We start from the raw sequence: 17,896 nt of genomic DNA, 5'->3' as shown, positions 1-17,896 counted from the left end.
GTTGAGAAAAATGTCTTCTGCTAGATAAGCCTCCATATGTTCAATCACCTTATTTAATCTGTAAGATATGAACGTAAGTAACTGACAATAATCGCTATCTGCGAACCTCTCAAGGTAGCGCTGCGGCAGCCCTTGCCTACCTCCTGCCGGTTATATTTTGATTTTCTAATTTTAAGGGTGTTAATTCATTTTTTGTAACAAACGCGTGCGTTACAAACGAATAAATTAACAATCTTGTTCATTGCTATTTCATCAATATGAACAAAGTTTAAGCGCTGTTGCTAGGCGTTAAGTAAGTCTAGAGAATGCGCCTCAGTTGAAAGTCATTGATACGCCAGCCTGAACTTTGTTGTCGAGACAAGTTGCTGAGACGAATGGAAGCGGGGTCAGCACTTCTACCTATTTAAGGTGGTTGCGTTGGCCCTTACGCGTATGGCTTTCGGCATTTAAACGGAGGTTTCGGGAAATCGTTAAGGAAAAACGCAGCGGCACTGTTGCCGCAGAAAGCCAGCGCAGGCGCGTAAAGCGCTCGCTCTAGGTGACGCAATCTGAATTAAGTAAGCAAAGCAACGGCCTGGCATTACCTTCAATCAAGGCACCCGCCAGCCAACCTTTAAAGCATGTGCAACAGGGTGGCGATACCCCTGTCACCCTGATATAGCAAGTGGAGCTAGAGAATGAACAACGTTTTTCGTCTGATTTGGAATCGTACCTTAGGTAGGCTGGTGGTGGCCTCTGAAGCGGCCCGCAGCAATGATAAATCTGCCACACAGCAAGGGGTGGTCGGCCAGTTGCCGACGCCGGAAGCCGCCGTTTCCGGCGTGCCAGCTCTGCTGCGCCCAGCGGTTGTTGCCGTGGCACTGGCGGTTGGTTCCATGGTGTTGGTTGCGCCGGAGGCCCGGGCGGGTGGTTTATGGGGTGCCGATCCCTGTGCTGATAATAACGATACAAGGGTTGCTGTAGGCCAAAATGCCCAAGCCTGTCATGATGGTGGAGTTGCAATAGGGAATAATTCACTTGCTACCGACGGTTTTATTCCTGTGGGTAGCATAGATTTTAGAACGGGCTTGCCAAATACTCTTTACCCAGCCGGCACTTTGATAAAGAGTACTGCTATAGGTGATGGTGCACGTGCAGTCGCAGGTACGGCTATCGGGCAGGGGGCTATTGCAGGTTCTACCGATGGGATTGTTCGTGTAGGTACGGCAATTGGTCATGGAGCTCGGGCGACTGGTGCTAGTTCGATTGCGCTTTCTTCAGGTTTAACTAACCCTGCGTTGGCAACAGGTGATAACTCATTCGCCGCCGGGGTGGGGGCATGGGGAACTGGTTTTAATAGTGTGGCGTTAGGAGCACTGGCCACAGCTCAGGGAGATAACTCAATTGCGCAGGGTACGGGGGCGGAAGCTTTCGGCGAACGTTCCATTGCTATGGGTACTGAGGCAGTAGCCAAGCGGCATGACAATATTTCTATTGGTACTGAAGCTTTCACGAACAACATAAAGTCAGCTGTGCCTGATGCTATTGGCCTTGATGGTGGGTCACAGATCGCTATCGGTACTAAGGCTAAAACAGATACAGCTGGTTCTATTGCCGTTGGTTACGAGGCTGAAACAGGTGTTGATCAGAACTTTGGTATCGCTCTGGGCGCTTACGCTAAAGGTACAGGCAACAGTGGAATTGCGGTGGGCCGCCGCGCGACTGCTTCAGGTCAAAATTCAATTTCAACAGGTATAAATTCAGAAGCCTCTGCTCGGAATTCCATAGCATCGGGTAATAAGTCAAAAGCAACTACCGAAAGTGCCATCGCCATTGGTACCAATACGGAAGCTTCTGCTCTAAACGCGTTTGCTATGGGTACCGGTGCTAAAGCCACCGGTGATAACGCCATGGCACTTGGCGCGGGCAGCTGGGCGACAGGCTCGGTTGCGATGGGTAATGACGCTGCTAACCCCACCCGTGCAGCCAATGGCGGCACCGCAGTAGGTGATGGTGCACAGGCGACCTGGAATTTTGATGGTAACCCGGACGATGGTCCCAATACCTTTGAGATTGCGGGCTCGGCTTATGGTGAAAGTGCATTAGCCAACAATTCAGGTGCCACGGCGCTGGGTACCAACGCCAACGCTGAGGGTGTCCGCTCGGTTGCCGTTGGTGAAGGCGCGGTTGCCAGAGAGAGTTTGTTTTCAAAAGAGCTGCTTGGTAACGGCTCTAAGAAAGACGATTATAATGTAGACGATCCACTGTCGACTACGGCCCTAGGGGCTGGCGCAATTGCAACAAGCGGTACAGCTCTGGGATTTGACGCAATTGCTGGCGCTCCAGATGGAAAAGGGGGGGTAACTACTGGAACTGCAGTTGGAGCTGGGGCACAGGCGCTGGGCAATGTCTCTATTGCCATTTCGGGAGGGCCTCATGGCCCTGCGATTGCCTCAGGTCGCGGCTCTATTGCGCAAGGTTTCGATGCGCGAGCGAATGCTAATGATGCAATAGCAATTGGTAGTTTTGCAGAGGCTAAGGGTGTGAATTCAGTTGCCCTAGGTTATGACACCAACGCATCAGGGTTAGACGCTATTGCTATTGGTACAAGTGGCGTTGCCTCTGGCGAGAAAAGTATCAGCGTTGGTTATGCCAACAAGGTAAGCGGCAAGGGCTCCGGCGCTTTTGGTGACCCAACCACCATCACCGGCGATGGTTCTTACTCTGTTGGTAACGACAATACGATCGATGCCGACGAGGCTGGCACCTTTGGTAATCGTAATACCGTAACAGCCGCCGCAACACGCGGTCGTGTAGTGGGTAATGATAATACGGTCAGCGGCGCTGATGCATTTGCGGTGGGTAATAACAATACCGCCTCCGGTGAGGCCTCTATCGTTTTGGGGCGAGATTCCACTTCAAGCGGCCTGCAGTCTTTTGCAGCAGGTCATAATGCTGAGGCGACAGGGCAAGATGCAGTGGCATTGGGCTCTGCGACTCAGTCACTTGGCCTCAGCTCTACTGCTGTTGGCCGTGGTGCCTGGGCACTGGCTGACGATTCGCTGGCTTCCGGCAGCGAGAGTACAGCGCGTGAAAATTTATCTACTGCCATTGGTGCCTTTTCTGATGCCACGCTGGAAGGTAGCGTGGCTTTAGGTTCCAATTCTGTAGCCGACACAGCAGCAGGTATAGCAGGTTATGTGCCTTTCGGTGCAACGGCTGCTGATTCTACCAATATTGCAGGTACGGTTGCCGAGCGCGCTGCCGTTGATGTCGGTAGCCGTCAGATCACCAGTGTGGCGGCGGGTACTGAGCTGGATGACGCGGTTAACGTCAGCCAGCTGGTTGCCGCTCAATCCAAGGTAGAAGCCGGTACCAATGTCGCCGATGTGGCAGTGACCGAGAACCCGAACGGTGGCACTATTTACACCGTTAATGCTAACGGCACCACGGTCAGCGCAGGCTCCACGGCGGTTGCTGTGACGCCGACAGGCCCGGATGCCAGCAACATCACTGACTACGCCGTTGATATTAGCCAGGACACTAAAGACGATATTGCCAATGCCAACAAAGGCTGGGATGTCAAAGTCAACGGCGAAGCGGCTGATAACGTCGCGCCGGGCGAAGAAGTCCAGTTTGTAGATGGCCAGAACATTGCCATTACGCGTGATGGCGACCAGGTCATCAAGGTCGCGACTACCCCAGACCTGACCGCTGATAGCCTGACCATCAACAACGGTGGCCCGGTGATTAACGATGCCGGTATCAACATGGGTGACAACAAGATCACCAACCTGGCAGATGGTGAGGTGAGCAATACGTCGACTGACGCGGTTAACGGCAGCCAGCTGTTTGCGACGAATGAAAATGTCACTAACAACACTACCAATATCACCAAGAATGCTGGTGACATTGCCGGTAATACCACTAATATCACCAACAACACCGATGCTATTGATAAAGGCATCAATTTTGGTGATGGCGCTACCGCTAATAACTACGCGCTAGGCGACACCCTTAATGTTAAAGGTGATGCCAACGTTACCTCTACCACCACGGCAGACGGTGTGCAGCTTGCCCTGGCGGACGTTATCAATGTTGGTTCGACTAATCCTGTCACTATTGACGGCGATGCCGGTACGGTAAGTGGCCTGACCAACAAAACCTTTGACCCGAACAACTTCACCTCTGGCCAGGCAGCGTCTGAAGATCAGCTCAAGCAAGTGAGCGATGTGGCCAACGCAGGTTGGGACCTGACGGCCAACGGTGAAGCGACAGGCGAAAACATCGCGCCAGGCGAAACTGCTGACTTTACCCAAGGCCAGAACATCGCCATCACGCGCACCGGCAACAGCATTGAAGTGGCCACTGCCGATGATGTGACGTTCAATAGCGTAACCAGTACTACGGTCAACAGCGATACCATCAACGTGACAGATGGCCCGACCATCAATAACAACGGCATCAACATGAATGGTGATTCAATCACCAATCTGGCGGATGGCGTTGCCGATGGTGATGCGGTCAATGTCAGCCAGCTCAAAGCGGCTGAAACCGAAGTGGATGCCGGTACCAATGTTGCCAATGTGGTAGAAACCACCGGCGCAGATGGCCAGAGCGTCTATACCGTTAATGCTAACGGCACCACTGTCAGCGCAGGCTCCACGGCGGTTGCTGTGACGCCGACAGGCCCGGATGCTAACAACATCACTGACTACGCCGTTGATATTAGCCAAGACACTAAAGACGATATTGCCAATGCCAACAAAGGCTGGGATGTCAAAGTCAACGGCGAAGCGGCTGATAACGTTGCGCCTGGCGAAGAAGTCCAGTTTGTCGATGGCCAGAATATTGCTATTACCCGTGATGGCGACCAGGTCATCAAGGTCGCGACCACCCCAGACCTGACCGCTGATAGCCTGACCATCAACAACGGTGGCCCGGTGATTAACGATGCCGGTATCGACATGGGTGACAACAAGATCACCAACCTGGCAGATGGTGAGGTGAGCAATACGTCGACTGACGCGGTTAACGGCAGCCAGCTGTTTGCGACGAATGAAAATGTCACTAACAACACTACCAACATCACCAAAAATGCTGGTGACATTGCCGGTAATACCACCAATATCACCAACAACACCACCGAGATCAGCAAAGGCTTCAATATTGCTGCTGACAACGGTACAGATGACAACGTTCAGCTGGGTGAAACGGTTGCTTACACCAGCACTGACAACAACGTTGTTACTACCGTATCTGACAACCAGATCGACCTTGCTTTAGCCGACGTTATCAAGGTTGGTTCGACTAATCGTGTCACTATTGACGGCGATGCAGGCACGATTGGTGGCCTGACCAACAAAACCTTTGATCCGAACAGCTTCACTTCTGGCCAGGCAGCGTCTGAAGATCAGCTCAAGCAAGTGAGTGATGTGGCCAATGCTGGTTGGGATGTTCAGGTTAATACGGACACTATCGACAACGTCGCGCCAAGCGAGAAAGTCCAGTTTGTCGATGGCCAGAACATTGCGATTACGCGCGATGGCGACCAGATCATCAAAGTGGCCACAGCAGACGATGTCGAGTTCACCAATGTCACCACGGAAAACCTGCAGGTTAATGAAAACCTGACGGTTGACGGTGACACGGTTCTCAACGAGAACCTGACCGTGGCGGGCGACACCACCATCAACGAGAACCTGATGGTAGACGGCGACACCTACCTGGGTGATAGCTTCGAAATCGTCAACAACGAAGCCTTCTACGATGGCCCGATCAATCAGGGCGACTCCATCGTTAACAAGGACTACGTAGACGGTAAAGAAACCCATTACTACAGCGTTAAAGACAATGGCACTGTTCAAGGTAACTACAACAACGACGGTGCTACGGGTGGTAACGCTCTAGCGGCGGGTACCAATGCTCAAGCTGAGGGCAACTCCTCTGTTGCTGTAGGTGATGGTGCCCGCACAGCGAGTGTTGGTGAAGAACAGGTAGCTGTCGGTGCTGGTGCTCTGGCAGGTGGTAACAAATCCATTGCTATTGGCTCTGGCGCGCAAGCCGCAACTGATTTCTTTGATGGTGGTGTAGAAGCTGTTGCCATTGGTAACGGCGCTTCAGCACAAGGCACCAAAAATGTCGCCTTAGGTTCTGGCTCTGTTGCCGATGGCAGTACGCTAGGCACGGCCGCCTATCAACCCGTTGATGCCGATGGCAACCCGATTGCTGTGGCAGCACCTACAGCGGACAGCGAAGTTTCAGTAGGTAGCGCCGGTGACGAGCGCCGCATTACTAACGTTGCCGCTGGTGCAACGGATACTGACGCGGTCAACGTCAGCCAGCTGAAGGCAGTAAACGAAGTTGCTAGCCAAGGCTGGGATGTAAAAGTCAATGGCGAAGCGGCTGATAACGTTGCGCCGGGCGAAGAAGTCCAGTTTATCGATGGCCAGAACATCGCCATTACGCGTGATGGCGACCAGATCATTAAAGTCGCCACTGCCGATGATGTTGAGTTCACCAACGTCACTACTGAGAATCTACAGGTCAATGAAAACCTGACGGTTGACGGCGACACGGTTCTGAACGAGAACCTGACCGTTGCGGGCGACACCACCATCAACGAGAACCTGACGGTGGAAGGTGACACCAAGCTGGGTGACAACTTCGAAATCGTCAATAACGAAGCCTTCTACAACAACGAAGAAGTCGCTACGGTTGGCGATGGCCTGACCTTTGAAGGTAACCAGGGCGACACCTTCAAGAGCCTGGGTGAAACGCTGAGCATTACCGGTGAACTAGCCAATACAGACGCGGCGAGTGGTGAGAACCTGCGTGTTGACGTCGAAGACGGCAAGATGAACCTGGTGATGTCCAAGAACCTGACGGATCTGGAAAGCGTCACCGTTGGCGATACCTTCATCGACGACAGCAGCGTTACGACCGAAAACGTCACGGTCAACGAAACGCTCAACGTGGCGGGTAACACCACCATCAACGAAGGCGGTATTTCCACCACCGAAAACCTGACCGTAGACGGCGACACCTACTTGGGTGAGAGCTTCTCCGTCGTCAACAACGAAGCGATCTACAACGTCGAGCCTGACGAGATCACCAACGACTACCAGGTGGTCAACAAGAAGTACGTCACACAGGCTGGTGATGACCTGATTGAAAATAACCCGCTGACCTTCATGGGCGATACCGGCACCGAGTTTGATCGCAAGCTGGGTGAAACCACCAACGTGGTAGGCGGTGCGACGGGTGAACTGACCGAAGGCAACATCGGTGTGGTCGCGGACGGCGAAGACACCCTGACCATCCAGCTGGCCGAGAACCTCGACCTGGGTGAGAACGGTAGCCTGACCATCAACGAAACCTTCATGGATGGTGACAGCATCACCACCAACAACGTCACGGTTAACGAAAACCTGACGGTTGAAGGTGACACGGTTCTGAACGAGAACCTGACGGTGGCGGGTAACACCACCATCAATGAAAACCTGATCGTTGAAGGTGACACCAAGCTGGGTGACAACTTCGAAATCGTCAATAACGAAGCCTTCTACAACAACGAAGAAGTCGCGACGGTTGGCGATGGCCTGACCTTTGAAGGTAACCAGGGCGACACCTTCAAGAGCCTGGGTGAAACGCTGAGCATTACCGGTGAACTGGCCAATACAGACGCGGCCAGCGGTGAGAACCTGCGTGTTGACGTCGAAGACGGCAAGATGAACCTGGTGATGTCCAAGAACCTGACGGATATTGAAAGCGTCACCGTTGGCGATACCTTCATCGACGACAGCAGCGTCACTACCGAAAACGTCACGGTCAACGAAACGCTCAACGTGGCGGGTAACACCACCATCAACGAAGGCGGTATCGAAACCAACAACGTGACGGTAAACGAAGACCTGAGCGTTGCGGGTAACACCGTGATGGAAGGTGACCTGAACGTTGAAGGCGACACCTATCTGGGTGAGAGCTTCTCCGTCGTCAACAACGAAGCGATCTACAACGTCGAGCCTGACGAGATCACCAACGATTACCAGGTGGTCAACAAGAAGTACGTCACGCAGGCTGGTGATGACCTGATTGAAAATAACCCGCTGACCTTCATGGGCGATACCGGCACCGAGTTTGATCGCAAGCTGGGCGAAACCACCAACGTGGTAGGCGGTGCGACGGGTGAACTGACCGAAGGCAACATCGGTGTGGTCGCGGACGGCGAAGACACCCTGACCATCCAGCTGGCCGAGAACCTCGACCTGGGTGAGAACGGTAGCCTGACCATCAACGAAACCTTCATGGATGGTGACAGCATCACCACCAACAACGTCACGGTTAACGAAAACCTGACGGTTGAAGGTGACACGGTTCTGAACGAGAACCTGACGGTGGCGGGTAACACCACCATCAATGAAAACCTGACGGTGGAAGGTGACACCAAGCTGGGTGACAACTTCGAAATCGTCAATAACGAAGCCTTCTACAACAACGAAGAAGTCGCGACGGTTGGCGATGGCCTGACCTTTGAAGGTAACCAGGGCGACACCTTCAAGAGCCTGGGTGAAACGCTGAGCATTACCGGTGAACTGGCCAATACAGACGCGGCCAGCGGTGAGAACCTGCGTGTTGACGTCGAAGACGGCAAGATGAACCTGGTGATGTCCAAGAACCTGACGGATCTTGAAAGCGTCACCGTTGGCGATACCTTCATCGACGACAGCAGCGTCACTACCGAAAACGTCACGGTCAACGAAACGCTCAACGTGGCGGGTAACACCACCATCAACGAAGGCGGTATCGAAACCAACAACGTGACGGTAAACGAAGACCTGAGCGTTGCGGGTAACACCGTGATGGAAGGTGACCTGAACGTTGAAGGCGACACCTATCTGGGTGAGAGCTTCTCCGTCGTCAACAACGAAGCGATCTACAACGTCGAGCCTGACGAGATCACCAACGACTACCAAGTGGTCAACAAGAAGTACGTCACGCAGGCTGGTGATGACCTGATTGAAAATAACCCGCTGACCTTCATGGGTGATACTGGCACCGAGTTTGATCGCAAGCTGGGTGAAACCACCAACGTGGTAGGCGGTGCGACGGGTGAACTGACTGAAGGCAACATCGGTGTGGTCGCGGACGGCGAAGACACCCTGACCATCCAGCTGGCCGAGAACCTCGACCTGGGTGAGAACGGTAGCCTGACCATCAACGAAACCTTCATGGACGGTGACAGCATCACCACCAACAACGTCACGGTTAACGAAAACCTGACGGTGGAAGGCGACACGGTTCTGAACGAGAACCTGACGGTTGCGGGTGACACTGTCATCAACGAAAACCTGACGGTGGAAGGTGACACCAAGCTGGGTGACAACTTCGAAATCGTCAATAACGAAGCCTTCTACAACAACGAAGAAGTCGCTACGGTTGGCGATGGCCTGACCTTTGAAGGTAACCAGGGCGACACCTTCAAGAGCCTGGGTGAAACGCTGAGCATTACCGGTGAACTGGCCAATACAGACGCGGCCAGCGGTGAGAACCTGCGTGTTGACGTCGAAGACGGCAAGATGAACCTGGTGATGTCCAAGAACCTGACGGATCTTGAAAGCGTCACCGTTGGCGATACCTTCATCGACGACAGCAGCGTCACTACCGAAAACGTTACGGTCAACGAAACGCTCAACGTGGCGGGTAACACCACCATCAATGAAGGCGGTATCGAAACCAACAACGTGACGGTGAATGAAGACCTGAGCGTTGCGGGTAACACCGTGATGGAAGGTGACCTGAACGTTGAAGGCGACACCTATCTGGGTGAGAACTTCTCCGTCGTCAACAACGAAGCGATCTACAACGTCGAGCCTGACGAGATCACCAACGATTACCAGGTGGTCAACAAGAAGTACGTCACGCAGGCTGGTGATGACCTGATTGAAAATAACCCGCTGACCTTCATGGGCGATACCGGCACCGAGTTTGATCGCAAGCTGGGCGAAACCACCAACGTGGTAGGCGGTGCGACGGGTGAACTGACCGAAGGCAACATCGGTGTGGTCGCGGACGGCGAAGACACCCTGACCATCCAGCTGGCCGAGAACCTCGACCTGGGTGAGAACGGTAGCCTGACCATCAACGAAACCTTCATGGACGGTGACAGCATCACCACCAACAACGTCACGGTTAACGAGAACCTGACGGTGGAAGGCGATACGGTTCTGAATGAGAACCTGACCGTTGCGGGTAACACCACCATCAATGAAAACCTGACGGTGGAAGGCGACACCAAGCTGGGTGACAACTTCGAAATCGTCAATAACGAAGCCTTCTACAACAACGAAGAAGTCGCTACGGTTGGCGATGGCCTGACCTTTGAAGGTAACCAGGGCGACACCTTCAAGAGCCTGGGTGAAACGCTGAGCATTACCGGTGAACTGGCCAATACAGACGCGGCCAGCGGTGAGAACCTGCGTGTTGACGTCGAAGACGGCAAGATGAACCTGGTGATGTCCAAGAACCTGACGGATATTGAAAGCGTCACCGTTGGCGATACCTTCATCGACGACAGCAGCGTCACTACCGAAAACGTCACGGTTAACGAAACGCTCAACGTGGCGGGTAACACCACCATCAACGAAGGCGGTATCGAAACCAACAACGTGACGGTAAACGAAGACCTGAGCGTTGCGGGTAACACCGTGATGGAAGGTGACCTGAACGTTGAAGGCGACACCTATCTGGGTGAGAGCTTCTCCGTCGTCAACAACGAAGCGATCTACAACGTCGAGCCTGACGAGATCACCAACGACTACCAGGTGGTCAACAAGAAGTACGTCACGCAGGCTGGTGATGACCTGATTGAAAATAACCCGCTGACCTTCATGGGCGATACCGGCACCGAGTTTGATCGCAAGCTGGGTGAAACCACCAACGTGGTAGGCGGTGCGACGGGTGAACTGACCGAAGGCAACATCGGTGTGGTTGCCGATGGCGAAGACACCCTGACCATCCAGCTGGCCGAGAACCTCGACCTGGGTGAGAACGGTAGCCTGACCATCAACGAAACCTTCATGGATGGTGACAGCATCACCACCAACAACGTCACGGTGAATGAAAACCTGACGGTTGAAGGTGACACCTTCCTGAATGAAGACTTGACGGTTGCTGGCAACACCACCATCAACGAAAACCTGACGGTGGAAGGCGACACCAGGCTGGGTGACAACTTCGAAATCGTCAACAATGAAGCCTTCTACAACAACGAAGAAGTCGCTACGGTTGGCGATGGCCTGACCTTCGAAGGTAACCAGGGCGATACCTTCAAGAGCCTGGGTGAAACGCTGAGCATTACCGGTGAACTGGCCAATACAGACGCGGCCAGCGGTGAGAACCTGCGTGTTGACGTCGAAGACGGCAAGATGAACCTGGTGATGTCCAAGAACCTGACGGATCTGGAAAGCGTCACCGTTGGCGATACCTTTATCGACGATAGCAGCGTCACTACCGAAAACGTCACGGTCAACGAAACGCTCAACGTGGCGGGTAACACCACCATCAACGAAGGCGGTATCGAAACCAACAACGTCACGGTGAATGAAAACCTGACGGTTGAAGGTGACACCTTCCTGAATGAAGACTTGACGGTTGCAGGCAACACCACCATCAACGAAAACCTGACGGTGGAAGGCGACACCAAGCTGGGTGACAACTTCGAAATCGTCAATAACGAAGCCTTCTACAACAACGAAGAAGTCGCTACGGTTGGCGATGGCCTGACCTTTGAAGGTAACCAGGGCGACACCTTCAAGAGCCTGGGTGAAACGCTGAGCATTACCGGTGAACTAGCCAATACAGACGCGGCCAGCGGTGAGAACCTGCGTGTTGACGTCGAAGACGGCAAGATGAACCTGGTGATGTCCAAGAACCTGACGGATCTTGAAAGCGTCACCGTTGGCGATACCTTTATCGACGACAGCAGCGTCACTACCGAAAACGTCACGGTTAACGAAACGCTCAACGTGGCGGGTAACACCACCATCAACGAAGGCGGTATCGAAACCAACAACGTCACGGTGAATGAAAACCTGACCGTTGAAGGCGATACCTTCCTGAATGAAGACCTGACGGTGGCGGGCAACACCACCATCAATGAAAACCTGACGGTGGAAGGCGATACGCAACTGGGTGAGAACTTCTTTGTTACCAACAACGAAGTGACTTACAACGTTGAGCCGGACCAGATCACCGAAGACTATCAGGTCGTCAACAAGAAGTTTGTTGATAACTCGGTTACCGAGCTTGGCGATACGCCGCTGAACTTTGCGGGTAACACCGGTGAAACCATCGAGAAAACGCTGGGTGAAACCCTGATGATCTCCGGTGAGCTGGCGGAAGACGCTGCGGCATCAGGCGACAACCTGCGTGTTGACAGTGAAGACGGCCAGCTGAACGTTGTGATGTCCGAGAACCTGACGGGTCTGGAAAGCGTCACCGTTGGCGATACCTTCATCGACGACAGCAGCGTCACTACCGAAAACGTTACGGTCAACGAAACGCTCAACGTGGCGGGTAACACCACCATCAACGAAGGCGGTATCACCACTGAAAACCTGACGGTTAACGGCGACACGGTTCTGAACGAGAACCTGACGGTTGAAGGCGATACCTTCCTGAATGAAGACCTGACGGTGGCGGGCAACACCACCATCAACGAAAACCTGACGGTGGAAGGTGATACGCAACTGGGTGAGAACTTCTTTGTTACCAACAACGAAGTGACTTACAACGTTGAGCCTGAAGATATCACTAACGAGTATCAGGTCACCAACAAGAAGTACGTTGACAACTCTGTCACAGAGCTTGCCGACACGCCGTTGACCTTTATGGGTGATACCGGCACCGAGTTTGATCGCAAGCTGGGTGAAACCACCAACGTGGTGGGCGGTGCGACAGGTGAACTGACCGAAGGCAACATCGGTGTTGTTGCCGATGGCGAAGACACGCTGACCATCCAACTGGCCGAGAACCTCGACCTGGGTGAGAACGGCAGCGTTGTGATGGGTGATACCACCGTTAACAACGACGGCCTGACCGTTGGCGATACTGTCGTTAATGGCGACAGCGTCACTACCGAAAACGTCACAGTCAACGAAAGCCTCAACGTGGCGGGTAACACCACCATCAACGAAGGCGGTATCGAAACCACCAACGTCACGGTTAACGAGAACCTGACGGTTGAAGGCGATACCTTCCTGAATGAAGACCTGACGGTTGCCGGTGACACCACCATCAACGAAAACCTGACGGTGGAAGGCACAACACAGCTGGGTGATAACTTCTTCGTTAACAACGAAGGTAACGTTACCTATGAAGGGGATATCACCGAAGGCAACCACATCACCAACAAGACCTACGTTGACGGTGTGGGTGAAAGCCTGACCACCGAAGGCATGAACTTCGTGGGTAACGATGGTGACGTGATCCACAAGGACCTGGGTGAAACCCTGGGGGTTGTGGGTGGCATGACCGACCTGTCAGAAGGCGCCGCCTCGGCGGATAACATCCGCACGATGCGCAATGCTGATGGCGATCTGGAAATCCAGCTGTCCAACAACCTGACGGGTCTGGAAAGCGTCGAATCGACCACGGTCAACGTGACCGAAGAACTGACGGTGGCGAACAACACCACCATTAATGAAGGCGGTATCGAAACCAACAACGTCACGGTTAACGAGAACCTGACGGTTGAAGGCGATACCTTCCTGAATGAAGACCTGACGGTTGCCGGTGACACCACCATCAACGAGAACCTGACGGTTGAAGGCGATACCTTCCTGAATGAAGACCTGACGGTTGCCGGTGACACCACCATCAACGAAAACCTGACGGTGGAAGGCGAGACGCGCCTGGGTGACAACTTCGTCGTCAACAACGACGGTGATGTGATCTACAACGTTGAGCCTGAGGAAATCACCAACGATTACCAGGTCACCAACAAGAAGTACGTTGATAACTCGGTTACCGAGCTTGGCGATACGCCGCTGACCTTCATTGGTGATAGCGGCCAGACCGACCGTAAGCTGGGTGAAGAGCTGAACATTGTCGGAAGTAACGGCAACATCACCACGGATGTGACCGCTGACGATCGTCTGGAAATCGCCATGAGCGATGACCTGAATCTAGACAGCGTGACCATCAACAACGGTGGCCCGGTGATCAACGAAAGCGGCATGACGGTGGGTGACACTACTGTTAATGGCGACAGCGTGACCACCAACAACGTCACGGTGAACGAAGACCTTAGCGTGGCGGGTAACACCGTGATGGAAGGTGACCTGACGGTTGAAGGTGACACCGTGTTGGGTAACACCAACATCGCCAACGACACTCTGGTCGTGAACGAAGGTGCTCTCACAGTAGCCGAGAACACCACGGTCAACATGGGTGGCAACCAGATCACCAATGTAGATGAAGGTACAGAAGGCGATCACGCGGTTAACCTAGACCAGCTGAAGAAGTCAGAAACTGATCTGGTCAACAAAGGTTTCAGCATCACCGCTGATAACAGCAGCCTGACGGATCAGACGCTTACTGAAGACAACGTCAAGCTGGGCGAGACAGTCGATTACACCAGCACTGATGGCAACATCGTTACCACCTTTGGTGATAACGAAATCGACTTCGGTCTGGGCAGCGACCTGGCTATCGGTGATAACGACGAGCCGGGCACTATCACCATCGTAGGTAAGAATGGCGTAGACGGTAAGGATGGTATTGCCCTGAACGGCAAGGACGGCACGATCGGTCTCGCGGGTCCGGCTGGCCCCAGCGGCATGGAAGGCCTGACGACTATCTCGATTCAGGATGGTACACCAGGCGTTAATGGCGTTGATGGCGAAACACGCATTGTCTACACCGATCCGGAAGGCAACAATCAGGAAGTCGCCACGCTGGAAGACGGCCTGAAGTTTGTTGGCGATGACGGCGAAGTGGTTACCCGTAAGCTGAACGAAACGCTGGGTCTGACTGGCGGTGCGGACGAGGCGGCACTGACCGACAACAACATCGGCATCACCAAAAATGGTGACGGCGGCCTCAAGGTGCAACTGGCCGAGAATGTTGACCTGGGCGAAGACGGCAGCGTTGTGATGGGTGATACCACTGTCAACAACAATGGTCTGACCATCGTGGGTGGCCCGACCATCAACAACAACGGCATCGATATGGGCGGCCTGGATGATGCAGGCAACCCGACCAACAAGATCACCAACCTGGCACCGGGTGAAAATGGCACTGATGCAGTCAACGTTGATCAGCTGAAAGATGTCGAGACGGTTGCCAACGCGGGTTGGAACGTCGAAACCACGGACGCTGATGCGACAGTCAGCAATGTTGCGCCAAGCAAGAATGTTGACTTCGTTAGCTCTGACGACAACGTCGCTATCTCGCACACGCAAGATGCGGATGGCAATACCGAAATCGACTTTGCTCTGGGCAACGACCTCAGCATCGGCGAAGCCGGTCCTGCTGGCACTGATGGCACCATTGGTGTTAACGGCAAGGACGGCTCCAGCGTTGTGCTTAACGGTAAGGACGGCACCATCGGCCTGACCGGCCCGGCGGGTGAGAATGGCACCATTGGCATCAATGGCACAGACGGCACGCCAGGTCTTGATGGTACAGACGGCACTCGTCTTGTGATTGACGACAAAGAAGTCGCCACGCTGGATGACGGCCTGAAGTTTGTCGGCGACGACGGCGAGGTGGTCGAGCGCAAGCTGAACGAAACCCTCGGCTTGACCGGCGGTGCAGATGAAAATGCACTCACCGACAACAACATCGGCATCACGAAGAATGGCGACGGTGGTCTGAAGGTGCAGCTGGCCGAGGACATCGATCTGGGTGACGACGGTAGCGTTGTGATGGGTAATACCACTGTCAAAAACGATGGTTTGACTATCGTGGGTGGCCCGACTATTAACAACAACGGTATTGATATGGGTGGCCTCGACACTAACGGCGAGCCAACCAACAAGATCACCAACCTGGCGCCGGGCACTGACGGCACTGATGCGGTCAATAAAGATCAGTTGGATAGTATCAATGCAATTGCCAACGCTGGCTGGAACGTTCAGACCACAGATGACACCGAAACGGTGAGCAATGTGGCGCCGAGCAAGAACGTTGATTTTGTCAGCAGCGACGGCAACGTAGCCATTACGCATACTCAGGATGCCAATGGCGATACTGATGTCGACTACCGTCTGTCTAATGATATCAAGCTGGGTGGCAACCTGACGGTTGATAATGGCGTGACCAAGCTGGGTGATAACTTCACCGTTGAAGGTGATCAGGTCATTTACGAAATTGCGCCTGATCAGATCATCAAAGGCAGCCAAGTAGTCAACAAGGACTACGTTGACCAGATTGTCAGTGGCGGTGACTTTGATACACGCTACGTCAACACCAATGATGATGGCCTAACGGAAAGCGATTCGTTTGCCAATGGCCAGGGTTCCACCGCAGTTGGCTATGAAGCGACGGCAGAAGGCGATAACTCGCTGGCATTGGGCTACGAAGCAATGGCTCAGCATCAGGGTAGCGTCGCGCTGGGTGCAAACGCTCAGGTAGGTGATACAGAGATTGCCAATATTGCCAACGATGTTCGCAGTGCAGGCAATGCGCACTTTATCGACCTGGGCGCTGATGACAGCGAGCAGCGTTATGACTTCGCTGGCATCAACCCGGTCTCTACCGTCAGCGTGGGTAGTGCGGGTAACGAGCGTACTATCGCGAATGTTGCGGCAGGGCGTATCACGGCTGACAGCACGGATGCCATCAACGGCAGCCAGCTGTACGCGGCAATGGACTTCATGAATGACCTGGATGGCCGCTTGACGATCGTAGAAGGTAATGAAAGCGATCAAACCGCGGGTGGTACATTGCCTGGCGGTAGCACGGACGGCGTCGTTAAGTATGACCGCAATGACGATAACAGCATCGATTACGATAATGTCACGCTGGAAGGCGGTGCAAATGGTACGACCATTACCAATGTGGCCGATGGCGAGATTGCCGATGATAGCTCTGATGCCATCAACGGTAGCCAGCTGAACGACACAAATCAGGATGTGGCGAACAACACCACCAACATTGCTGACAACAGCCAGCGCATTACCAACAACGAAGGTGATATTGCTGACAACAGCCAGCGTATCACCAACAACGAAGGTGATATTGCTGACAACAGCCAGCGTATTACTACCAACGAAAACAGCATCGGCGATATCAATGAAACGCTGGATAAAGGCCTGAACTTCGGTGCCGATGAAGGCGATGCCGTCAACGCGCAGTTGGGTGATACCGTCGCCATTACCGGTGACGAAAACATCACGACAAAGACCACGGATGACGGGGTTCAGGTAACACTAAACCGTGATCTGGATGTTGATAGCGTGACAACAGGCGGCACCACCATCAACGACAATGGTTTGACCATCGAAGATGGGCCGAGTGTGACGCGTGATGGTATCGACGCGGGTGGTCAGGTGATCACCAATGTTGCACCCGGTGTAGAAGAGGGCGATGCTGTAAACGTTGGCCAGATGAACGATTTGGGGCAGCGCTTCCAGAACGAGATCAACAACGTGAATGGCCGTATCGATGGTGTTGAGAAAAACGCCTACGCTGGTGCAGCCAGTGCAATTGCAGCTAGCTCTGTTCCTCAGGCATGGAAGTCTGGCGAAAGCATGGTCTCTGTAGGTGCCGGTACTTACGGTGGAGAATCAGCAGTATCGGTAGGCGTTTCGCGCCTATCGGATAATGGCCGCTGGATCATCCAAGGTAAGGTAACAGGTGATTCTCAGGGTAAATTTGGTGCAGGCGTCGGCGCTGGCTGGCACTGGTAAGG

At 53.6% G+C, this 17,896-nt stretch carries 1 protein-coding gene; it reads left to right on the top strand.

Features of this window, described 5'->3' with window-relative positions:
* Positions 1 to 677 precede the first annotated feature (677 nt).
* Positions 678 to 17,894 carry a YadA-like family protein gene (locus tag ACU6TU_RS14205; RefSeq protein WP_447142045.1) on the top strand — a complete coding sequence of 5,739 codons (17,217 nt, stop codon included), beginning with the start codon at positions 678 to 680 and terminating at the stop codon, positions 17,892 to 17,894.
* Positions 17,895 to 17,896 lie beyond the last annotated feature (2 nt).

Source organism: Halomonas sp. LS-001 (assembly GCF_052983955.1).
Note: the sequence above shows the minus strand (reverse complement) of the source record. Positions and strands in the feature narration are given on the sequence as shown.

Excerpts from the sequence above, each read along its gene's own strand:
- ACU6TU_RS14205 (WP_447142045.1), top strand. The coding sequence starts at position 678 with ATGAACAACGTTTTTCGTCTGATTTGGAATCGTACCTTAGGTAGGCTG.